Here is a 21,578-nt window from a genome sequence, read left to right as displayed (position 1 = left end):
CGCGGCGCACTGCGCGTCGTCACTCGTCGAGGCAGCGCATGCAGCGCTGCTTCGCGGCGTTCGAGTGCAGGCCGCGGCACATCGTCATCACGGGCCGCGCATGGCACGAAGGCGGATCGGCGGACGCCGCGGGCGACGCCTGCCGGCGTGCGCGCTCGGGCGGGGTGGTCGCGGCGGCATCCATTCGCCGCTGGCGTGCGGGCGGCGTGTCGCGCCCGGCGCTGCCCTCATCGGGATTGCCGGACGTCATCGACGCGACGTGCAGCGTGTCGTCGCTGGCTGCATGCGCAACGGGCGGCGGCGTGGCGCACATGAGCGCAACCAGCGCATACAGGCAGGCGACAACGGTTCGCGAAGCGCGCATCTTCATGGTCATTCCGTTCGTTCCGGGGCCGGCGGCGCGGAGGGCGCGCGGCTGCTGCGTCGATTGTAGGGACGACGCAGGCCGCGTGTCACGCCGGAATCCGTTGTCACGGGCATGGACGGTGGCATGGGCGGCGATGGACGCAGCGGGCGCGACGAAGCGTGACGCGTGAGGATGTTCGGCTGCCGGCGCGCAAAAGCGACCGCCGCCCGGAGGCGGCGGTCGGGTCGCGACTGGCTGGCGGGCCGGGCGGCGTGCAGGCCGCACCCGGCTGGCGGGCCGCGAGGCGCTGCGGATCGCCGCAGCGCGGTGGGGGGAGCGTGGCCGGCGCGCCGCGTGCGGGCGGCGCGGGGGAAGCGTCAGGCGTAGTCGGCGGCCATCACGGCCTGCGGCGCCACGCGCAGGATCGGCGCGGCTTCGTGGCGCTCGACGTGCGTCATCGCCGCACCGAACAGCACGAGACGATAGCCGACCGCATAGATCGGAATGATCCGCAGGTTCTTGTCGTGATCGAGCTGCAGCTTCGAGCGAATACGCGAGATATGGGTGTCGAGCGTGCGCGACGACACGCCGAGTTCACGACCCCACACGGCTTCCTGGATTGCCTGCCGCGGCACGACCTTGTTCATGTTGTCGAGCAGGAATTCGACGACGTCGAATTCACGCGGCGTGACATCAATGATCTTGTTGTCGATTTCGATCGTGCGGCGCACGAAGTTGATTTTTATGTTGTCGATGTACAGGTATTTGCAATCCATGGTGGCCCTCGCATGTCCATAAAGGAGTGTTTGCGGGTCCTGTGCTGCAACTTCCGGGCCAGGGAGCGGATCGCCGGAGATCGACAGGGGGCGGCGCCCGTGCAGGCGGCGCGGCAGCCTTGAATTTAAAAGAATTTTTAACGGAAGGCGTGGGGCGTAGAGAAAAGGGGGCGGGACAACCGTGAAGGATTGTTACGTAGCATCGGCAGGCGACGTTACGGGCGTTACGTCCGACGTAACGTGTCGGGCGAGGCGGGGGGCGCGGCCGGCGGAGCGTCGCCGCGGCCGAATGGAGAACCCTACATCGAACCCTACATGGGTCGATTGATTTTCTATATGAATCAATGCGTTACGGGTGATTTTTGCCGACATCGAACCCTACATTGCCGGCCCCCTGAATAAAAAACACCGGCCGCGAGACGTCTGCGCCCCGCGGCCGGCGTTCCGGCCGATCCTCAAGCCTTCGCGCTATCCGCCGAATCGAACGGCAGCACATAATGCCGCTTGCCCGTCGCCGCGAAGATCGCGTTCGCGACCGCCGGCCCGATCGGCGCGACGCCCGGCTCGCCGACCCCGGTCGGGGCTTCGGCCGACGGCACGATATGCACTTCGACCTTCGGCATCTCGGCCATCCGCAGCACGTGGTAGCCGTCGAAGTTGCGCTGCTCGACCTGGCCGTTCTTCAGCGTGATCGCGCTGTGCATCGCCGCGCCGAGCCCGAAGCCGATGCCGCCCTCCATCTGCGCGGCGACGATGTCGGGATTGATCGCGATCCCGCAATCGACCGCGCACACCACGCGCTCGACCTTCACCTTGCCGTCCGCGTCGACCGACACCTCGGCCACCTGCGCGACATAGCTCTTGAACGCCTCGGCGACCGCGATCCCGCGCCCGCGCCCCTTCGGCAGCGGCTTGGCCGGATCCCAGCCGGCCTTTTGCGCGGCCAGGTCCAGCACCGCGCGCATGCGCGGCTCCTTCGCGAGCAGGTCGCGGCGAAACGCGTACGGATCCTTGCCCGCCGTGTGCGCGGCTTCGTCGATGAACGCCTCGACAGCGTACGCCGTGTGCGAGCTGCCGACCACGCGCCACCACAGCACGGGCAGGCCGACCTTGGTGGTGGTGAGTTCGACCGACACGTTCGGCACCGCGTACGGCAGGTTCGCCGCGCCCTCGACCGAGGTGGCGTCGACGCCGTTCTTCACCATGAACGCCTCGAACGGCGTGCCGGCGAGGATCGACTGGCCGACGATCCGGTGGCGCCAGCCGATCAGCTTGCCGTCCGCGGTCAGCCCCGCGTCGAGCTTGTGGAAGTACATCGGCCGGTAGAAGCCGCCCTGGATGTCGTCCTCGCGCGTCCACTGCAGCTTGACGGGCTTGCCGTCCGCGCCGAGCGCCTTCGCGATCGACACGGCCTCGACCACGTAGTCCGACCACGCGTTCGCGCGCCGGCCGAAGCTGCCGCCCGCGTACAGCGTGTGGATCTGCACCTGCTCGGGCTTCAGGCCGGCCGTCCGGGCCGCGTTGGCCTGGTCGACGGTCTGGAACTGGTCGCCGGCCCAGATCTCGCAGCTGTTCGCCGTCAGCTTGACGACCGCGTCGAGCGGCTCCATCGGCGCGTGCGCGAGATACGGGAATTCGTACGTGGCGCTGATCTTGCGCGCCGCGCCCGTGATCGCCGCATCGGCATCGCCGTCCTTGCGCGCCGACGTGCCCGGCTTGTCGGCAAGCTGCCGGTATTCGCGCATGATCTCGTCCGAGCCGCGCTTTTCGGCGTTCGTTTCGTCCCATTCGATCTTCAGCGCGTCGCGGCCCTGTTTCGCGGCCCAGAAGCCGGTGCCGACGACGGCGACGCCGCCCGGCACCTGCACGACCGACACGACGCCCGGCACGGCCTTGGCCGCCGTCGCGTTGAACGACTTCACCTTCGCGCCGAAGCGGGGCGGGCGCTGCAGCAGCGCGACGCGCATGCCGGGGACGGTCGTGTCGAGCGTGAAATGCGCGGTGCCGTTCGATTTGGCCGACGCGTCGACGCGCGGAATGGGGTGACCGATCAGCTTGAAATCGGCCGGCTGCTTCAGCGTGACCTTGTCCGGCACCGGCAGCTTCGCCGCATCGGCGACGAGCGTGCCGTACGCGGCCGTCTTGCCGCTCTTCGCATGCGTGACGACGCCATTGGCCGTCGTCAGCTCGCTCGCGGGCACCTTCCAGCGGGCCGCCGCGGCCGATACCAGCATCGCGCGGGCCTTGCCGCCGGCTTCGCGCAGCTGCTGCCACGAGTTCGACATGGCCGAGCTGCCGCCCGTCCCCTGCATCGTGCCGAACGCGAGGTTCGCGTAGCGTTTCGCATCGGCCGGCGCGCTTTCGACGCGCACGTGCGACCAGTCGGCGTCGAGCTCCTCGGCGACGATCGTCGCGATGCCCGTATACGCGCCCTGGCCCATTTCGACGTGCTTCGCGATGACCGTGACGGTGCCGTCGGGCGTGATGCGCAGGAACGCATTCGGCGCAAAACCGGCGGCGGGCGCGGTCGCGGCGAGCGCGCGGCGGCCGAAGCCGCTGAAGTCGAAGCCGATGGTCAGGCTGACGGCAGCCGCGGCGCCCGCGGCCTTCAGGAACGTGCGGCGCGACGGACGCACCGACCCGGTGTTGTCGAGTTCGATCGTCATGGTCAGGCTCCCAGCGTCGCGGCCGCGTCGTGGATCGCCGCCCGGATGCGGGCGTAGGTCGCACAGCGGCACAGGTTGCCGTTCATCGCGGCGTCGATGTCCGCGTCGGTCGGCTTCGGGTTCTGTTCGAGCAGCGCGGTGGCCGACATGATCTGGCCGGACTGGCAGTAGCCGCACTGCGGCACCTGCAGCTTGACCCAGGCGGCCTGCACGGCCTGCGCGGGCTTGCTCTGCAGGCCTTCGATCGTCGTGACGTGCTTGCCCGCGATGCCGGCGAGCGGCAGCACGCACGAGCGGACGGCCTGGCCTTCGAGATGCACGGTGCACGCGCCGCACTGCGCCATGCCGCAGCCGAACTTCGTGCCGGTCAGTCCCGCGTGTTCGCGAATCGCCCAGAGGACGGGCATCGACGGATCGGCGTCGAGCGTGACGCTCTTGCCGTTCAGGACAAAGGAGGTAGGCATTGTGATTGTCTCCGTGGGGAAAACCCGGCATGCGCCCGGTTACAGGGTCTGCTCACGCTCATAGCGGGCTTGCGCTGGCCCCAGAAGGGCCGAGCGCAAGGAATGCGACGCAGCGAATACTCGACGTATTCGCAAGGAGCATGACGCCGCGATCGGCCCTTCTGGGGGCCAGCCCCACGAATGAATTTATCCAAAACAGGGGAACGTGCGTTGCCGGCCGTATTGCGGCGTCGATCGTCGCTTGTCCCCCAAGGGGACTTCCTTCGGGGCGTTTGGCTCGGCCAAACGGCGCTCCTCATTCCTTGCACTACGACCGGCAACGCACGTTCGCAAGCCCGCTATGAGCGTGAGCAGGCCCTGAGTGTGCGCGAGCGGCCGGTTTTTGCGTCTACCCAATCCTGCAAATTTATTGAACAATCCTGCAAATCCCCGGCAGGCGGCGGGCGGTTTCGCTATGCTCCCGCGACATGAGGAAATTGATCGAGGAAGCGTCATGGACATGACCGATATCGTGGCGTCGCGCGCATCCGGGCAGCGCGAGCTGGCGACGCTGATCAGCCGCTTCGCGCCCGCGGACGGCTCGCATTCAACGGCCGTGCCGGGTTTGATGCTGCACCGGCACACGCGGCCGGTCGATCTCGGCTGCGGCGTGTCGCGGGCCGCGCTCGTGATCGCCGCGCAGGGCTCGAAGCGCGTGATCGTGGCCGGCCAGGCTTACGAGTACGACGCGCAGAATTGCCTGATTACCTCCATCGACTTGCCGATCCTGTCGCGCGTGACGTCCGCGTCACCGGACGCGCCGTACCTGTGCCTGTCGCTGACGCTCGATCCGCAGCGCATCGTCGAGCTCGCGGCCGAGATGCGGCTGCCCGAACCCGATGCGGGCCCCGAAGGCGAGGGGATCGCGCTCGCCGAACTGACGCCGCCGCTGCTCGATGCCGCGCTGCGGCTGATGCGGCTGCTCGATACGCCGGCCGACATTGCGGTCGTCGCGCCGCTGATCGAAAAGGAACTGCTGTACCGGCTGATGACGAGCGGGCAGGGCACGCGGCTGCGGCACATGGCGATCGCGGGCAGCCAGACGCACCGGATCGCCCGCGCGATCGAATGGATCCGCGATCACTTCGCGGAGCCGATGCGCGTCGAGTCGCTCGCGCAGGCGGTCAACATGAGCGTGTCGTCGCTGCACCATCATTTCAAGCACGTGACGACGCTGAGCCCGCTGCAGTACCAGAAGCAGTTACGGTTGCACGAGGCGCGACGGCTGCTGCTGCGGCAGGGCGGTGACGTCGGGTCGGTGGCCGCCGTCGTCGGCTACGAAAGCGCGTCGCAGTTCAGCCGCGAATACAGCCGGCTGTTCGGCGCGCCGCCGATGCGCGACGTCGTGCAGTTGCGCAGGAAGGAACTGCTCGGCTGACGGCCGATTGCTGAAAGCCGGTGCGCCGTCGATCGCCGCACCGGTCACCTGGCGACCACCGTCGTCTGCAGGAAGGCCGGCGCGATCCGCCAGTCCGGCACGTAATGCGCGGGCCACGCGCCGGGCGTATCGACCGCGTTGAAATACACCACGGCCTTCAGCAGCGGATAGCGCCACAGCGACCGCTGGAATTCGTCGAGGGCCGCGCGCTTGCGCGCATTCGACCCATCGACGCCGAGTTCCGTGACCATCACCGGCAGCCCGTAGTCGGCCACCCGCTCGTACTTGGTCCGCAGGACGCTCGCGGCGGACGCATGGCCGCCGGCCGGCCAGATCGCGCAGCGTGGGCAGTCGAACACGGACAGGCCGATGTCGTCCACATAGCCGCGGCCCGGGAAATAGTCGTCGAGGTTCCGGTTGCCGGCCGGCGACCACACGAAGCGGATCTGGTCGGTCATCGCGCGGCAGGCGGTCACGACCCGCCGGTACGCCTGCACGTAGGCCGATGCATCGCCGATGGCCCACGGATAGCGCCCGGTGTCGGCCTCCATCTCGTGGCCCCAGCGCACGAACACGGGGCTTTTCAGCGCGGCGAGCGCCGAGCAGGTGGCCGCGATCCGCGCGTCGTAGCGCCCGTGCGCGATATCGTCGAGCAGCGCGCCTGGCCGCGTGTCGCCGGCCGCCCAGGGCTCGACGGTCAGCATCAGCGAGCGGTTGCGCGCCTGCGCGTTTCGGTACGCATCGTCGATTTCCGCGCGGATGTCGGGCGCGTTCCACGACACGAACACATGGTCGAACGCGAGATTCCGCTCACCCGCGAGCGTGTTGTCGGGATCGTAGGCGCCGAGTTCGGGCTGCCTCACCGGTTCGCCCGGCACGGGCGCGACCACGGCCGGCAATCCCGAGCGCCACATCATCGCCTGCCAGCCTTTCGGCGCGCGCAGCCCGATGCCCGACAGCAGTATCGCGAGCGCGAACACGAACAGCGCGTTGCGCACCGGCAGGCGGCTGAAGAACATCTGCCTGAACGCCGACCACTGGAGCCCTTGCTCCCGGCCGTGATTCACCGTGACGACGGCCGCGATCACCAGATACAGGATGCTCGTCAGCGTCGAGAACAGGTAGAAACCGGCGGCGTTGCGCGGATCCTCGACCGTGACGACGGGCAGGCTGCAGAACAGCGAGATCAGCAGATACGGGGCGACCACCCGCAGCGGCGCGTCCTGTTCGATCGCGCCGCCCTTCGGCGTGACCTTGAACGGAAATTCCTTGCCGCGCACGCAGTCGAACACCGCCGACACGCAGCCGAGCACGACCCACGGCCAGCGTGCGAACACGAACGACAGCCCTTCCCACGACAGCAGTTTCGTATTCAGCGGGCGGCACGACTGGGTCGAATGCGTGGCCCAGGTCACGACGCACAGCAGCAGCACGGCCAGCGGCAGCGCGTAGGTGAGGTACGTGAGGTAGTCGACGTGCGCCCACACGCGGCCCGTGAGCAGCGCGACGACCGGAATCACGACGCCGCCGGCCATCGCGAGCGCGCACAGCGGATACCACAGCTGGCAGAACAGGAACTGCGCCTTCAGTTTCAGCGGCAGCCCCATGAAATAGCGGCGCGTGTAGCGCAGCATGATGATCATCACGCTCTTGGACCACTGGAATTCCTGCGTGGCCAGGTCGCCGAACGTGCGCGGCCCTTCGCCGTTCGCGATCGCGTTCAGCGCATGCATGCCGCGCCAGCCCTTCGAATTGAAGATCATCGTGGTCGAGTGATCCTCCGCGAGCTCGGGCCCGAGCCCGCCGATCTCGCGCAGCGCGCGGCAGCGCACCGCATAGTGCGAGCCGATGCACAGCGGCGCGAGGCCGCCCGCATAGCCGGCCTGCATCGTGCCGTGCAGCGGCCCCTCGACGTTCACGCGCCCGCGTGCGCTCCAGCTCATGGCCGCATTGCTGTCGCAGATGCTCGGCGCCGACACGTAGCCGACTGCCGGATCGACGAACGGCCGCAGCATCTCCTCGAGATAGGTGCGGGTCGGCACGTGATCGGCATCGAGCTGCGACACGAAATCGTAGTGGTCGTAGCCAACCCTGTCGTAGAAGTACGCGAGATTGCCTTCCTTGCACCTGGTCCGGCGCGGCCAGCTCGTCCGGTGGTACGCGGCGACGCCGCGCCGCGTCGACACGAACACGCCGTGCTCGCGGCACCAGTCGAGCGTCTCGGGCGACGGGTCCTCATCGGCGAGCCACGTATCGTGCGGGTAGGTCTGGTCGAGCATCGCGAGCAGCGTCGTGCGGACGATGTCGAACGGCTCGGACGGCGCCTTGGTGACGACCATCGCGACGCGCCAGTCGCGCGGCACCGACAGCGCGGGGTTCGGCACGACCGCCGAGCGGATGATGAAGATGAAGTAGCCGGGAATGAAGGTGGTCCAGAACAGCACGAAGCAGTTGACGCCGAAGCGGAAGGCGTCGACGTAGTGCTCGTCGCGCAACCACCAGCGCCAGAAGATGCCCAGCGCGACGAACCAGCCCAGCGCGAGGAGGTGGAAGACGATACGGGTCCCGCTGTCCATCAACGGGACGACGAGCGGAACGTCCGCGTTCATCGATGCGGCGCGATCCGCTTCGGAGGAGGGGGTGTCGGCGGTATCCGGCGCAGGGCCGCCCGCGAGCGACGCAACCAGCTTCTTCATGGTGCTCTCCCGTCAAGGTCAGATCATCAGTCTTGAAGCAGGCCGCGTGGCAGCCGGGTGTCCTCGCTGGCAGGCGGTTGTTCCGGTGCCGGGTCGGCCGGCGTGCGTTCGCCGCACGCGCGGCCCACGCGCTCGTAGCGGCGAAAGCCGCTGTCGACGGCGAGCCGTTCGCTGAACAGGTTGCGCATGTCGAGCATCACGGGATCGGCCATGTGATCCGCGAGGTCGGCGAGATCGAGTGCCTCGAACGCTTTCCATTCGGTCATCACGACGACGGCGTCCGCGCTGCGCACCGCGTCGATCGCGGAGCCCTCCATGAAGACCTGCGGCAGCAGCCGCGACGCTTCGTGCGGACGCGCCGGGTCGTAGGCGCGGATATGCGCGCCCGCGCCGACGAGCAGCTGGATCACGTCGATGCTCGGGCTTTCGCGCACGTCGTCGGTCTGGCCTTTGAACGTGAGGCCGAGCACCGCGATGCGCTTGTCCTTGATCGAGCCGCCACAGGCTTTTTCGATGCGGCGCAGGATCTGCTCCTTGCGCAGCGCATTCGATTCGATCGCCGCGCTGACGATGCGCAGCGGCACCGCATGCTCGGAAGCCGTCGCCTTCAGCGCGCGCGTGTCCTTCGGGAAGCACGAGCCGCCCCAGCCGGGGCCGGCCTTCAGGAACGACGCGCCGATGCGGCGGTCGAGGCCCATCCCGTTCGCGACCAGTTCGACATCGGCGCCGACGGCTTCGCACAGGTCCGAGATCTCGTTGATGTAGCTGATCTTCACCGCGAGGAACGCATTCGCCGCGTACTTCACGAGTTCGGCCGTTTCGATCTCGGTCGCGAGCACGAGATGGCCCATCGCTTCCAGCGGCGCATAGATGGCCTTCATGATCTCGATCGCACGCGGATGCTCGGCGCCGAACACGACGCGGTCCGGGTGCATGAAATCGTCGATCGCCGAGCCTTCGCGCAGGAACTCCGGATTCGATGCGATCGCCGCGTCGATGCCGTCCGGCGCGCAGCGTTCGACGATCTGCTTGACGATCCGGTTGGTGCCGACCGGCACCGTCGACTTCGTGACGACGACCGCGAAGCCGGTCAGGTTCGACGCGATCTCGCGTGCGGCCGCCTCGACGTACCGCAGGTCCGCCTGGTCGGTGCCCGGCAGCGTCGGCGTGCCGACCGCGATGAATACCGCGTCGCGATCGCGCACGCTCGCCGCGAGGTCGCTGCTGAAGCGCAGCGTGCCGCGTTCGACGTTGCGGGCGACGACGGCGTCGAGGCCCGGTTCGTAGATCGGCATGCAGCCTTCGTTCAGCGCGTCGATCTTGCCGCGATTGTTGTCGATGCAGACGACGTCATGCCCGAGATCCGCAAAGCACGCGCCGCTGACCAGCCCGACGTAGCCCGTGCCGACGATGGCGATCCGTACCTTCATGGTGATTCCCCTGCGTGGCGTTCAAGGAAACTTGCTCAATTGCCGGATTCGAATTGCAGTGCTTTCTGAAACCACGCCGCGGCGTGTTCGACCATCGGTTCGATCGCGGTGAAACGCGGCCGCCAGCCGAGCACGAGTGCGGCCTTCGTGGCGTCGGCGTACAGCTCGGGCGGGTCGCCCGGGCGGCGCGCGGCCGTTACCGTCGGCACGCGGCGGCCCGTCACGGCTTCGACGGCGCGCAGTGCGTCGAGCACCGACGTTCCTTTGCCGGTGCCGAGATTCAGTGCGACGCTGTGGCCGCCGCCGCACAGATAGGCGGTCGCTTTCAGGTGCGCGTCGGCGAGGTCGCTCACATGCACGTAGTCGCGAATCGCCGAGCCGTCGGGCGTCGGGTAGTCGGTGCCCATCACCTGGAACGCCCGGCCGGTGCCGAGTGCCGCGCGGATCGCGAGCGGCAGCGCGTGCGTTTCCGGTTCGTGGCATTCGCCGATCGCGCCGTCAGGGTCCGCGCCGGCCGCGTTGAAGTAGCGCAGCGCGACCCACTTCAGCCCGTACGCGCGCTCGAAATCGGCGGCCATCCGTTCCATTGCGTACTTCGTGAAGCCGTACGGATTGATCGGCTGCTGCGGCGTGCGCTCCGAGATCGGCAGCATGTCCGGAATGCCGTACGTCGCGCACGACGACGACATCACGATCTTGCCGACGCCGGCCGCGTGCATCGCGCTCAGCAGCGTGCAGGTGCCGGTGACGTTGACCGTGTAATAGCGGTCGGGCGCGAGCACCGAATCGCCGACGTACGCGAGCGCGGCGAAATGGATCACGACATCGGGCCGATGCGCGGCGAACGCCTTCGACAGCGCGTCGCGGTCGAGAAGGTCGGCCGCGACGAGCGGCCCCCAGCGAACCGCGTCGCGATGGCCGGTCGACAGGTTGTCGTAGGCGACCGGTTCGTGTCCCGCCGCCGCGAGCGCCTTGCAGGTATGGCTGCCGATGTAGCCCGCTCCGCCTGTCACGAGCACTTTCATGCCGTGGCCCCGGTCACGCGCAGCACCGGCTCGAGCCACAGTTCACGGCTGAAATAGTCGACGGTCCGGCGCAGCCCTTCGTCGAGATCGATGCCCGGCCGCCAGCCGAGCTCGGCCGAGGCCACCGAGATGTCGGGCTTGCGCTGGTGCGGATCGTCGATCGGCAGCGGCCGGAACACGATCTCCGATGTCGAGCCCGTCATCGCGAGCACTTTCTCCGCGAGCTCGATCATCGTGAATTCGCCGGGGTTGCCGATGTTGACCGGCGTGCCGACGTTGCGCTCGGCGCTCATCAGGCAGAAGAAGCCGTCGATCAGGTCGCTGGCGAAGCAGAACGAGCGCGTCTGCCGGCCGTCGCCGTAGATCTCGAGCGGCGCGCCGTTGAGCGCGCCGACGATGAAGTTCGACACGACGCGGCCGTCGCGCGGCGACATCCGCGGGCCGTAGGTGTTGAAGATGCGCGCGACACGCACGTCGACGCCGTGCGTGCGGTAGTAGTCGTAGCACAGCGCCTCGGCCGCGCGCTTGCCTTCGTCGTAGCACGCGCGCGGGCCGATCGTGTTCACGTTGCCGCGATAGGTTTCCGTTTGCGGATGCACGTCCGGGTCGCCGTAGATCTCGCTGGTCGACGCCTGGAATACGCGTGCGCCCGTCTTGCGCGCGAGCATGAGGCAGTGGTTCATGCCGAGCACGTTGGTCATCATCGTATGGACGGGATCGATCTGGTAGGTGGGCGGCGATGCCGCGCACGCGAGATTCCAGATCTCGTCCACCTGCAGTTGCGGCAGGCCGAGCGATACGTCGCCCTTCACGAATTCGAAGCGGCCGGACGCCTTCAGGTCGGCGACGTTGAGCTTGCGCCCCGTCAGCAGGCTGTCGATGCACGTGACGGACGCGCCCTCCATGACCAGGCGCTCGCATACGTAGCTGCCGAGAAAGCCGGCGCCGCCCGTCACTAGGACGCGCTGACCGGCGCGCGTCTCGAGCGCGACCCTGTCATTCATGGCTTTCTCCTTCGTCGAGCAGCTCGAGAAACCACACGTCGATTTGCTCGACGGCGGTGCGCACGCGTTCCATCCCGCCGCACGGGTAGCGCTTCGGCAAGCGCCGGTTCGCATGGGCCGAGGTCGACGAAGCGCCGCGACAGGCGCTCCGGTTTCGTTGACTACCCCGTTGAAGCTTGAACGACGCGCACGTCGATCGATCGGTGGTGATCTTCATCGCCTTTTCCCCGATTCGCTGATGGACGAGCAGGCCGCCGTTCGTGATCTTGTGCCTCGGCGTGCCGCTCGGTGAGAGCCGGAGATCAGGCAATCGGCATGCCATGAACGATGCCGTCGCGATGCGCACGGAACCGGCGGCGCGATTGCCGCGCGCTATGCGGGCTTCTGTTTCATGCATGTATCGTGGGGACAGAAAAGCGAGCGGGGAAATTGCCGGATCGATGCGATTCGATACGACGAAACGCACGATAAATCAGGCTTTTGCGGGAATCGCGTCGTCAAAAAGGTGTTGAGTTTGAATGTTTCATCAATGAGAAATGCGTGGATAACGGATTAAAAACGTTTCCCGAATGTGCCGCGAATCGAGTGATCCGGTGCGTGAAAGGCAGGGCGAATGAAAGTGAAAAAATGATGTGCGGGGTGACGGGGGCGAGATTTTTCATTTGTTTTAATTATTACGCCGCCGCGAAAGTTTTATTTTTTACGGTCGATTTCGGCCCGCGAGCGGCGTGTGATCCTGTCGGTATTTTCACGGATGAATCAAATCCGTCTCGGTCATCAGGGGAAACGCCTGTCGAAGACGTGCCGGAGGCTGCTCTGTCGGGCTTTCGGTGCGCGGTGTCGGGCGAATCGATTCTCGTTTCTGATGGCACGGGAAGGGGGCGTACCTGCCGCGCCCCCCGGTTTGCAGGCAGAAATGCCCGCGCCGCCGGCCTTGCGCGGCAGCCCGGTTCTCAAGTTTGAAACACTCGTTCATCTGGCCGCCCGGGCCGGGCCCGCGGGCCGGATTCGTCCGTCTAATCCGGCGATTGCGTCGCGACGCTCAACGATCGGGGCGGGCGTCAGACTGTTATTGCGATACATTCCTGAAACAAAAAATGTCATTCCCGGCGCTGCGGGCCGCTGTGGCGGGCATGTGACGAGCGCAATCTGCGGTGGAATATCGCGTGGCACGCTGCTTGCGGTAATGGACGCACCGGCGGGCGGCTGAAACGAAGTAACAAAGCGGTGGGGCGGCCAACTCGTCAATAAGCAGTCGGGGAAACGGCGATGAAGACCATAAGTTGTAGATTGATCGGCGCGTACTTTGCGCATCAGTGGGGGAGTCGGAAAGGCCGGGGTGACGCTCGCGACGCTGTGCCAGCTTCGCGAGTCGTGCTGTCCCGGTTTCTTGCCCGCCGCGCGCTCCGCGTGCTGGCGCGGTTGTCGCGCCGCACGGCAGTCGGGCGACAGCGGTACTCGCTCTCATTCAGTTCACCCGGATGGATCAGGCTGTTCGTGCCGGACAGCGTGATGCCGATTCGTCCTCGGCCATGCAGGGCCGCTTCGATCGCGCCTGGCCCATGCCGGCGCCGGCCGGATTAGATCGAACGCCTGTCGGCCGGATTATCCGGAAGACGCTTCTTCGATAGCTCAGGGAGAAGACACGCCACCTGGCTGCAACGCAGTCGTTTGTCGCTCGCGTAAAAGGTGTATTTCAAGCGGCGCTGCAATTTGCGGTGGTTAATGTATTCGCGAATTTTCGATTCCGGAAATGGGGTGTCGATTTATGGCATGCCGTCCGGCGGGGTATCGAATATCGCAAGCCGGAAAGAAGTGCGCATCGTTCCGGTCTGTCAAGCAATGGTGTTTTCGATGCAAGGCCAATGTTCATAAAAATAATAGAAAACACCTACCAAAAAAATTTGGATAACCAAAAATCTCGAAGCTAAGCTTCGTCTGGCCAAAATCGCAAAAAAACGTGATTTAAAAGGCAACAGGATTTTATTGATTGGATAGTGATCCTTAATTTTGAGGATTGCTCAAGTCAGGAAGGTTGATGGCGTGCGATCTTCCTGATTCACTCCGTCCACGCCGTTTTGGAGTCGACCATGAAGAAGCTTCTGATTGCAGCAGCAGTTCTGGCGGTTTCGGGTGCAGCGTTCGCCGGCAGCGGCACGGTGTCGAGCAGCAATTCGTCGAGCGGTGGCCAGACGATGGCAGGGGTCGCCGGGTTCGGCCACTTCACCGCAACCGATTCCGGCTCGGCACTCGGCGCAGCCGGCGCAACGGCTGGTGGCGGCAGCAGCGGTTCGGTCTCGTACACGAACCACTACCAATCGTCGTCGGTCGGCGGCTTCGGCTTCGGCGGTGCACAAGCAGGCGGCACCAGCGGCGCGAATGCCGGCTCGATCGGCTGGACGTATCACCACTAAGCCGCGACGCGTAGCGTTCGTCATTGGCTGGCGGTACGGATGCCGGGTTCCGCTCGATGGGGGTTGACCCGGCTCCGCCACCGCCGAACACACTCACAGCAAGGAATTGCTATGAAAGCCAAAGTCTTTTTAGCGACAGCGCTCACCGTCATTTCGTCCGCTGCGTTGGCAGCCGGATCGTCCACGACCAACCAGACGCAATCCGTTGCGGCGGGCGTTTCCGGTTCGGTGCTGGTCGGCTCCGGCAGCTATACCAGCAATTCGACTTCGACGGCCGGCGCGAATGCAGGCAGTACCGTGACACCCGCCGGTTCCGCCGGCACGGCGTCCGCGTTTCACAACTCGACTTCGACAGCCAGCGGGTCGGGGACGAACGGAGGCGCGTTCGCGGCAGGCGGCGGTATCGGTGCCGCCGGATCGTTCGCTGGAAACAGCAAAACGAACGAGAACGCGAATGCGCTGTCGGGAGGGGTGACCGCCACGATCGTACTCGGCGCGAACCACTACACGGCTACGGGTGCGAACGACAACGGCAATGCCAATGCGGGTGCCGTGGGGCTGACGGGCAGTGGTGGGTCGGGCGCGATCGCGGGCTCGAATCACTACAACTCGTCGACCGTGTGGAGTACCGGCCCGGCCGGTTCGCCGTCCGCATCGGGCGGAAGCCAGGGCGACTCGAGCGCAACCGGGAGCAGTCATTAGTCAGGGGTGGGGGGGACCAGTTTCCCTGCGACGCTGGTCTCTTTTCCGCATTGTTGTCACGTAAGGAGTTGGCATGAAGCAGAACCTGATTGCCGCCGCTCTGATGCTCGCGTCTCTGACGGCGTATGGCGCTGACCGTGCTGCCGATGGTGTGCAATCGAATTTGCAGACGTCAAACAACCCTGACCAGACAACCAAACCGTCAGAACAACAAACGCTTTCTTCGGGCAGTGCCATCGGCGGACCAGACGCCCAGCAGTGGCAGGGCATGTCGGCAGGCTCATGGTCCCAGCTGGGCAACGGCTGGAAGCAGTTCGGGGAAGCAGCGAAAACTGAAGGCATTCAGGGGAATTAGTACGGTTGCCTGGGTGGGAGGTCAAACCTCGTCCGGAGAGTGAAATGAACAGCAACAGGATCAAGGTGGCATGTGCGGCGATGTTCGCGATGACCACGATCGGTGCCCAGGCACAAACCGCCGACTCGACGTCGAGCGCGCAGTCGTCGAGCGGCTCGACGGCGATCAGCCAGGGCGGCGGCTCGAGCATGAACACGAACACCACGAGCTCGCGCGGCGGCAATGCCACCAGCTCCAGCGGGGTGCGCGGCAGCGGCAATTCGACCGTGAATCTGAACGTGACGATGCCGTCCAGCACGAGCGGCGGCTCGGGCATCACGCCGCAGAGCACCAATTCGCTGCAGTCGTCCGGCGCGCCCGGCACCAACCCGTACAACACCCAGTCGTCGGAAAACGTCAATTACTCCGGGACGCAGACGATCAAGACGAACCCCTCGATCCAGGCGCCGGGCCTCACGACCACGCTGTCCGATACCTGCATGGGCTCGGTGAGCGTCGGTGTGTCGTTCCCGGGGTTCGGCGCGACGGGCGGCACGACGCTGGTCGACCAGGCCTGCGTGCGACGTCTCGATGCGCGTGAATTCCGTGCGATGGGCCTGACCGACGTGGCGCTCGCGCTGCTTTGCCAGAGCGACGCGAACCGGCGTGCGGTGGAGGCGACCGGGCACCTGTGCCCGGGCACGACCGCGCCGCTCGCCCGTTCGAACGTGGCGCCGAGCGTGGAAGCGACGGTCGCCGACGACGTGAAGTATCGCGATCCGATCGTGCGCGACCGCATGGGCTTGCCGCCGCTCGGCGCTGCCGCGCCGGCACCGGCGCAGCCCCGTCCGGTGGCGACGTCTTTCGTGCAGGCAGCACCCGTGTCGGTGCCGGTACCCGTGCCCGTGCCGTCGATGGCGCCGGTTGCCGCTGCGCCGGCTGCTGCAGCACCGGCTGTCGCAGCTGCTGCGCCGGCTGTTGCAGTACCGGCTGCCGCGCCGGCAGTGGCAGCGCCTGCCGTTGCAGCCGCACCGGCCGTCGCGGCCCCCGCCGTTGCAGCCGCGGCGCCGGCCGTAGCCGCAGCACCTGCGGTGGCTGCCGCACCTGCAGCGTCGGTCGTCCCGGCGGCTGCGATGGCTGCCGTGCCGGCTGCCGCCGTGATTGCCGCACCGGTAGTCGCGGACAAGGCATCGCAAGCGCCTGCCACACCGGTCGCCGACACGAAGGCACCCGAGCCGGTGCAGCCGGTCGCCGACAAGGCACCGGAACCTGCACCGGTGGTCGCCGACAAGGCACCGGAACCCGCACCGGTGGTGGCCGACAAGGCCCCTGAACCTGCACCGACGGTCGCCGACAAGGCCCCCGAGCCCGTGCAGCCCGTCGCCGACAAGGCGCCGGAGCCGATGCCGGCCGCGCCCGACAACGCAGCGCAGGCCGCTGCCGCGCCGGCTGCGGACACGACGCCGGCGGCTGCCGTCGTCGCGGCGCCCGCGGCTGAAGCCGCGATGCCCGCCCCGGCAGCCGATGCGAAGGCCGCCGAGCCGGCGCCGGTCGCCGCGGCAGCGCCCGCACCGGAAGCCGCGCAGCCTGCCGTCGCCGCGGCGCCTGCCGACATGCCGACCGCCGACGCGAAGGTGCCGGAAGCAGCGGCTGCGCAGCCCGCCGACATGCCCGCGTTGTCCGATCCGGCGCAAGCACTGCCGCCGGCTTCGGTCGACCAGCAGGCCGCCCCGGCTGCACCGGTCGTGCCGGCTCCGGCGGTCATCTCGACGAGCACGTCGTCGTAAGCACGCGGGTCGGTTTCCCGTGTGACCGGAACACCGGCCGCACGGGAGACGTTCGACCCCGATGCCCGACGGTCGTTGCCTGTTTGACGGGTGTTGATCCCATCCCCGAGGTCAACACCTCTTTTTGCCTGACGAGGATGCAAGGAGGCCTCAATCATGAGGATCTTTTTGGTCGCTCTGTTGTTGTACAGCGCACAAGCCGCGGCGCAGTCGGTATTTCAGAATCCGGCGGTCTTCGTGATCCTGGGCGAGCAGACCGCCGCGAACGCCGTGAGCGTTCAGCAGGCGCTGTCGACGCTCGGTCGCGCCGACAACACGGCATGCGCGCCGATGATGATGATCGGCGATCCGCAGATGATCTACATGATGCCGGAGGAAGGTCACGCCCCGTCGTGGCAATCGCCGGTGTACGGCCGTGGCGCGCCGTTCGAAGCGCAGAAGGGGCCGACATCGACCGGCAAGACGGTCGGCGCGATGCAGCACGCCGAGGACATGCAGACGCAGCCATGGAGCGACGGCAGCGCGATCACGCAGAAGATCGCCGGCGAGTCGAGCGTGACGGCGGCGGATCGGGTGAGCGGGTGGCAGCGCAACGGGCTCGGCTCGATCGAGACGGCCCCTGCGACGGAAGTCACGGTAAACGGCAAGACCTACCGCGCCTATCGTGACGACCTCAACCGTTCCGCGAAGCCGGTCGTCGAGCCGCAGATCTACACGCAGCGCGTCGTGTTCTGCCGATAACGAAACGTCAATCCGAGGACGGCCCGGCGCCGCGCCGCGGGACCACGATGTCCCGCCCCGCGCGATCCGGCGACGGCCGTTTCGACCACCCATCCAAGCGACGAGGCCATCGTGAACTATTGCTGCCAGATCAGGGTGTCGGGCCCGCAGGATCTCGAACGCGAGGCGGGACCGGCGCCGTTCGTTGCCGTCCGGCGCAACCATGTCGTACCGCCGCGGCCGCTCGTCTACCTGTCGCAGCAGCACGATGCCGCGCTCGTCGACTGCCTCGCGTCACGCGGCTGGGACGTGTGGCGCGCGAAAACCGTTGCGGACGCACTGAATCTCGTCAGGGTGAACCGCCCGCATGCGGGCATCGTCGATTTCGGCAGCTTCGCGTCGCCCGACGTCAAGTCGTTCGAAACGCTGCTGCGCGATCCGCGCGTCGGCTGGGTCGCGCTCGCCGACCATGAGCGCCTGCGGGATCTCACCATCGCGCGCCTGATTCGCCACTGCTGCTTCGACTACGTGCGCAATGCGAACGCCTATACGACGATCGGCTATCTGGTCGGCCATGCATACGGGATGCTGAAGCTCGCGGACGGCAGCCCGGACGCCGATGCCGCGCCCCCCGGCGGCACGATGATCGGCTCGTGCGACGCCATGCGCCGGCTGTTCGCGACGATCCGCAAGGTCGCGAACACGGACGCCACCGTCTTCGTCGCCGGCGAATCCGGCACCGGCAAGGAGCTGACGGCGGCGGCGATCCACCAGCAGTCGTTGCGCGCCGACGCGCCCTTCGTCGCCGTGAACTGCGCGGCCATTCCGCCGACGCTGCTGCAGGCCGAACTGTTCGGCCACGAGCGCGGTGCGTTCACGGGCGCGCACCAGCGCAAGATCGGCCGGATCGAGGCCGCGCACGGCGGCACGCTGTTTCTCGACGAAATCGGCGACATGCCGTTCGAGAGCCAGGCGAGCCTGCTGCGCTTCCTGCAGGAAGGCACGATCGAGCGGCTCGGCGGGCACGCGTCGATTCCGGTGGATGTGCGGATCGTGTCGGCGACCCACGTCGATCTCGAGGCCGCGATGCAGGCGGGGCGGTTCCGTGCCGACCTGTACTACCGCCTGTGCGTGCTGCGCATCGACGAGCCGCCGCTGCGCGTGCGCGGCCGCGACATCATGCTGCTCGCCGACCACGTGCTGCGGCGCTATCGCGGCGACAGTTCGCTCCGGATTCGCGGCTTCATGCCGTGCGCGATCGAGGCGATCCACAACTACCCATGGCCCGGCAACGTGCGCGAGCTGATCAACCGGATCCGGTTCGCGGTCGTGATGACGAACGGCCCGATGATCTCGGCCACGGATCTCGAACTGCACCCGTATACGTCGCGGCGGCCGCCGACGCTCGCGGAAGCGCGCCGGCAGGCCGAGCGGCACGCGATCGAGGAAACGCTGATGCGCCACCGCCACCAGCATGCGGATGTGGCGGCCGAGCTGGGCATCTCGCGCGCGACGCTGTACCGGCTGATGACCTCGCACGGGCTGCACGGCTGACGCGCTGCGGCAAACCGCCGCTCAAGACCGCGCGATGTCGGCCGTTAAGACAGGAAACGGCCCGTCCGGACCGCCGCTGCAGCCCTGCTGCGCGCGGCCGGCACGCGGCGCATCACGCTTATCCGAGGTTACCGTGGCAGAGTGCAGTCACTGCGGCAGGACGTTCCTGGTCGGCGGGCGGTCGATCGACGGCCGCCGCTATTGCCGTCCGGCGTGCGCGCAAGCGCATCCGATCGTCGTCGAGGCGGAACGGGTGCCCGACGCGAAAGTCTGGGAGTACGTGCACGACTGGCGTTACGGGCCGTGCCCGATCTGCGGTCGCGACGACCAGCCGGTGGATGTCCATGCGTCGCATCGCGTCGTGTCGCTGCTGTTCGTCACGCGCTGGGCGACGCGACGCCATGTGTGCTGCCGGCGTTGCGGCCGCAGGAAGCAGGCGGTCGCGCTGCTGGCGTCGGCCGCGTTCGGCTGGTGGGGGGTGCCGTGGGGCCTCGTGCTGACGCCGATCCAGCTCGTGCGCAACGCGCTCGGGCTGGCCGCGCGCGACCCGGCGGTCGCGACGCAGCAGTTCGAACAGCTCGTGCGGCGCAAGCTGGCGGCGCGCCGGCTGCGGCGCGCACGGCAGGGCGCAGGCGCCTGAGCGCGCGGCCCGGCGCGCCGCGCGCGATCAGGCGGCCGGCCGCTCGAAGCCCGATGCGACCCAGCGCTCGGCGCTGGCCTTGTTGAGCTTGAACCCGGCCGACACTTTCGCTTCGGCCAGCAGCTCGCCATACGGATCGAATGCCTTGAGCTGCGCGTACGGCTCGAATTCGTCCGGCACGATGTCGAGCGTCACCGACACATCCTGGTCGTCCTCGCCCTGAACCGTCACTTCCTTGTGCAGCATCGCGCGCCGCTGCTGCTCGTGCCGCATCAGCACCTCGGTCGCGGTCTTCACGAGCGTGCGGAACGCGTTCGCGTCCATCGGCTTCGGATTCTTCTTGTCGCGGCCCATGGTCCACGGCCCGACGAGCGCGGGCTCGGACTCGCCGTCCTTGATCATCTCGACGGCCCAGCCGTCGTCGTCTTCGTTCTTGATGATGCGGGCCGTCCAGCCGTTGTCGCGCCAGAGGCCGTCTTCGTGGATGGAGGTGTCGTCGGGTTGCAGGTCGGATTCGGTCATGGGGAAAGCGGGGGTACGGGCAGCCGGCAAACGGGCGGCGGCGCGCGGCCGGCATCGGCGCGTCGCGCGCCGCCGGTGGCCCGGCGCGGGATGCAAAGGCGTCGATTTTACCTGCTGGCCGGTCGCTTGGCCCGCATCGGCCGCCACGCTGGCCATTCGACCGAGGTCCGCGGCTACCCGCCGCCCTGTATCGGACATTCGAACCGGCGCAAATATCAAACTCGTATTACGTCCCCGGCGGCCGATCCCGATGCCGTCCGATATCCCGCCTGCGCGCAGCTTCATAGAATCGACATTCAGGCTAAAAATAGCCTGAATGTCCTTTCAACGCCAAACCGGCCGTGCGCGTTCCATGTCGCGCGGCCGATGAACCATCTGGAACTGCGCATGAGGAAATTCAATGTTCGCGTCGTTTTCGCGTACGACTGGCCGTTGACGCTGGCCGGCATCGAGCAGGTCGCGGGCAGCGGCTGTGCGATCGAGATCGTCGCGGTGTACCGGAGCGTGGCCGAACTGGTCGCGTCCCTCGGCGGCGTCGATTGCGATCTCGTGCTGGTCGACTATGCGATCCGGGCCGACGAGCAGATGGACGGCCTTGCGCTGTTCGACTGGCTGCGGCGCACGCGTCCGAACGTCGGGATCGTCGCGCTGGTCGCGAACGAGAATCCGCTGATCTTCGGGTCGATCCTCGCGATCGGCGGCGTGAGCATCGTCAGCAAGTTCGACGAGGTCGGCCATATCGTCACGGCCATTCATTCGAGCTACAGCGGCGGGCGTTACCTGTCGCCGCTCGTCAGGCGCGCGGTCGACGCATTCGGCGAGCGCGGCGAGGCGCCCGTGAAGCTGTCGGCGCGCGAGATCGAGGTCATTCGCCTGTATCTGTCGGGGGTGCCGATCAAGACGATCGCGCAGCGTCTGAGCAAGGGCAAGCAGACGGTCAGCGCGCAGAAGATCAGTGCGATGAAGAAGCTCGGCGTGAGCAACGACGTCGAGCTGATCCAGCGGGCGGCGGGGTTGGGGCTCGGCACTGGCCTGACCGCGTCACGGCCCGGCCGCGCCGCGTGAGCACGCGTGCGCCGGG

The 21,578-nt window shown here is 67.2% G+C and carries 19 protein-coding genes and 1 pseudogene; 10 read left to right on the top strand and 10 right to left on the bottom strand.

Annotated elements, in window-relative coordinates:
• Window positions 1–19: 19 nt before the first annotated feature.
• The 4 genes and pseudogenes from QZM35_RS08670 to QZM35_RS08655 all read right to left on the bottom strand — a co-directional run.
• Window positions 20–214 (bottom strand): annotated as a pseudogene (locus QZM35_RS08670) (lytic transglycosylase); the annotation flags it as partial.
• A 509-nt stretch (window positions 215–723) separates the two neighbouring features.
• Window positions 724–1,122, bottom strand: a complete 399-nt coding sequence (locus QZM35_RS08665) for a winged helix-turn-helix domain-containing protein (protein ID WP_089427051.1) — start codon at window positions 1,120–1,122, stop codon at window positions 724–726.
• 455 nt (window positions 1,123–1,577) lie between these two features.
• The gene (locus QZM35_RS08660; protein WP_301775786.1) at window positions 1,578–3,788 is read right to left on the bottom strand and encodes a xanthine dehydrogenase family protein molybdopterin-binding subunit; all 2,211 of its coding nucleotides are present in this window, start codon (window positions 3,786–3,788) and stop codon (window positions 1,578–1,580) included.
• A 2-nt stretch (window positions 3,789–3,790) separates the two neighbouring features.
• Window positions 3,791–4,252, bottom strand: coding sequence for a (2Fe-2S)-binding protein (locus tag QZM35_RS08655; RefSeq protein ID WP_175953316.1), 462 nt, complete (start codon window positions 4,250–4,252; stop codon window positions 3,791–3,793).
• Window positions 4,253–4,745: 493 nt separating this feature from the next.
• On the opposite strand from QZM35_RS08655, the gene QZM35_RS08650 reads away from it, so the two are divergent.
• Entirely contained in the window at window positions 4,746–5,669 is a 924-nt protein-coding gene (locus tag QZM35_RS08650; RefSeq protein ID WP_089475257.1) for an AraC family transcriptional regulator, read from the top strand.
• A 44-nt stretch (window positions 5,670–5,713) separates the two neighbouring features.
• On the opposite strand, the gene QZM35_RS08645 is transcribed toward QZM35_RS08650, so the two are convergent.
• The 5 genes from QZM35_RS08645 to QZM35_RS08625 are packed head-to-tail and all read right to left on the bottom strand — an operon-like array spanning window position 5,714 to window position 12,290.
• Window positions 5,714–8,365 carry a glycosyltransferase family 2 protein gene (locus tag QZM35_RS08645; RefSeq protein WP_301775785.1) on the bottom strand — a complete coding sequence of 884 codons (2,652 nt, stop codon included), beginning with the start codon at window positions 8,363–8,365 and terminating at the stop codon, window positions 5,714–5,716.
• Between the two features lie 26 nt (window positions 8,366–8,391).
• Window positions 8,392–9,795, bottom strand: coding sequence for a UDP-glucose/GDP-mannose dehydrogenase family protein (locus tag QZM35_RS08640; protein WP_144025211.1), 1,404 nt, complete (start codon window positions 9,793–9,795; stop codon window positions 8,392–8,394).
• A 35-nt stretch (window positions 9,796–9,830) separates the two neighbouring features.
• Window positions 9,831–10,820, bottom strand: coding sequence for a UDP-glucose 4-epimerase GalE (galE, locus tag QZM35_RS08635; RefSeq protein WP_301775784.1), 990 nt, complete (start codon window positions 10,818–10,820; stop codon window positions 9,831–9,833).
• The gene (locus QZM35_RS08630; protein ID WP_089427055.1) at window positions 10,817–11,824 is read right to left on the bottom strand and encodes a UDP-glucuronic acid decarboxylase family protein; all 1,008 of its coding nucleotides are present in this window, start codon (window positions 11,822–11,824) and stop codon (window positions 10,817–10,819) included. The genes galE and QZM35_RS08630 overlap by 4 nt, the downstream gene beginning before the upstream one ends.
• Complete coding sequence (locus tag QZM35_RS08625) at window positions 11,817–12,290, bottom strand: hypothetical protein (RefSeq protein WP_256978289.1); 474 nt, start codon at window positions 12,288–12,290, stop codon at window positions 11,817–11,819. The genes QZM35_RS08630 and QZM35_RS08625 overlap by 8 nt, the downstream gene beginning before the upstream one ends.
• Before the next feature lie 14 nt (window positions 12,291–12,304).
• On the opposite strand from QZM35_RS08625, the gene QZM35_RS08620 reads away from it, so the two are divergent.
• From QZM35_RS08620 to QZM35_RS08585, 8 genes are all read left to right on the top strand, one after another.
• Window positions 12,305–12,787, top strand: a complete 483-nt coding sequence (locus QZM35_RS08620; RefSeq protein WP_301775783.1) for a hypothetical protein — start codon at window positions 12,305–12,307, stop codon at window positions 12,785–12,787.
• Between the two features lie 1,127 nt (window positions 12,788–13,914).
• Window positions 13,915–14,238 (top strand): hypothetical protein, encoded by a 324-nt coding sequence (locus tag QZM35_RS08615; protein WP_089432979.1) that lies wholly within the window; start codon window positions 13,915–13,917, stop codon window positions 14,236–14,238.
• A gap of 111 nt (window positions 14,239–14,349) precedes the next feature.
• Window positions 14,350–14,940: a hypothetical protein gene (locus QZM35_RS08610; protein WP_089427059.1), complete on the top strand. Its 591-nt coding sequence runs from the start codon at window positions 14,350–14,352 to the stop codon at window positions 14,938–14,940.
• Between the two features lie 73 nt (window positions 14,941–15,013).
• Window positions 15,014–15,295, top strand: coding sequence for a hypothetical protein (locus QZM35_RS08605; protein WP_089427060.1), 282 nt, complete (start codon window positions 15,014–15,016; stop codon window positions 15,293–15,295).
• Window positions 15,296–15,339: 44 nt separating this feature from the next.
• A complete protein-coding gene (locus QZM35_RS08600) occupies window positions 15,340–17,061 on the top strand; it encodes a chemotaxis protein CheA (RefSeq protein ID WP_301775782.1) in 1,722 nt (573 codons plus the stop codon).
• Between the two features lie 156 nt (window positions 17,062–17,217).
• Complete coding sequence (locus QZM35_RS08595) at window positions 17,218–17,802, top strand: hypothetical protein (RefSeq protein WP_089427062.1); 585 nt, start codon at window positions 17,218–17,220, stop codon at window positions 17,800–17,802.
• A gap of 135 nt (window positions 17,803–17,937) precedes the next feature.
• The gene (locus QZM35_RS08590; RefSeq protein WP_254600174.1) at window positions 17,938–19,335 is read left to right on the top strand and encodes a sigma-54 dependent transcriptional regulator; all 1,398 of its coding nucleotides are present in this window, start codon (window positions 17,938–17,940) and stop codon (window positions 19,333–19,335) included.
• 133 nt (window positions 19,336–19,468) lie between these two features.
• Window positions 19,469–19,975, top strand: coding sequence for a hypothetical protein (locus QZM35_RS08585; protein ID WP_089427064.1), 507 nt, complete (start codon window positions 19,469–19,471; stop codon window positions 19,973–19,975).
• 27 nt (window positions 19,976–20,002) lie between these two features.
• Here the strand turns inward: QZM35_RS08585 and QZM35_RS08580 are convergent, their stop codons facing one another.
• Window positions 20,003–20,497, bottom strand: a complete 495-nt coding sequence (locus QZM35_RS08580; RefSeq protein ID WP_069252109.1) for a hypothetical protein — start codon at window positions 20,495–20,497, stop codon at window positions 20,003–20,005.
• A gap of 387 nt (window positions 20,498–20,884) precedes the next feature.
• Between QZM35_RS08580 and QZM35_RS08575 the strand changes: the two genes are divergently transcribed.
• Window positions 20,885–21,562 (top strand): response regulator transcription factor, encoded by a 678-nt coding sequence (locus QZM35_RS08575; protein ID WP_089433336.1) that lies wholly within the window; start codon window positions 20,885–20,887, stop codon window positions 21,560–21,562.
• Window positions 21,563–21,578 lie beyond the last annotated feature (16 nt).

This window comes from Burkholderia sp. AU45274 (assembly GCF_030482505.1).
Lineage (GTDB): Bacteria > Pseudomonadota > Gammaproteobacteria > Burkholderiales > Burkholderiaceae > Burkholderia.
This window is presented reverse-complemented; position numbering and strand designations above follow the sequence as displayed.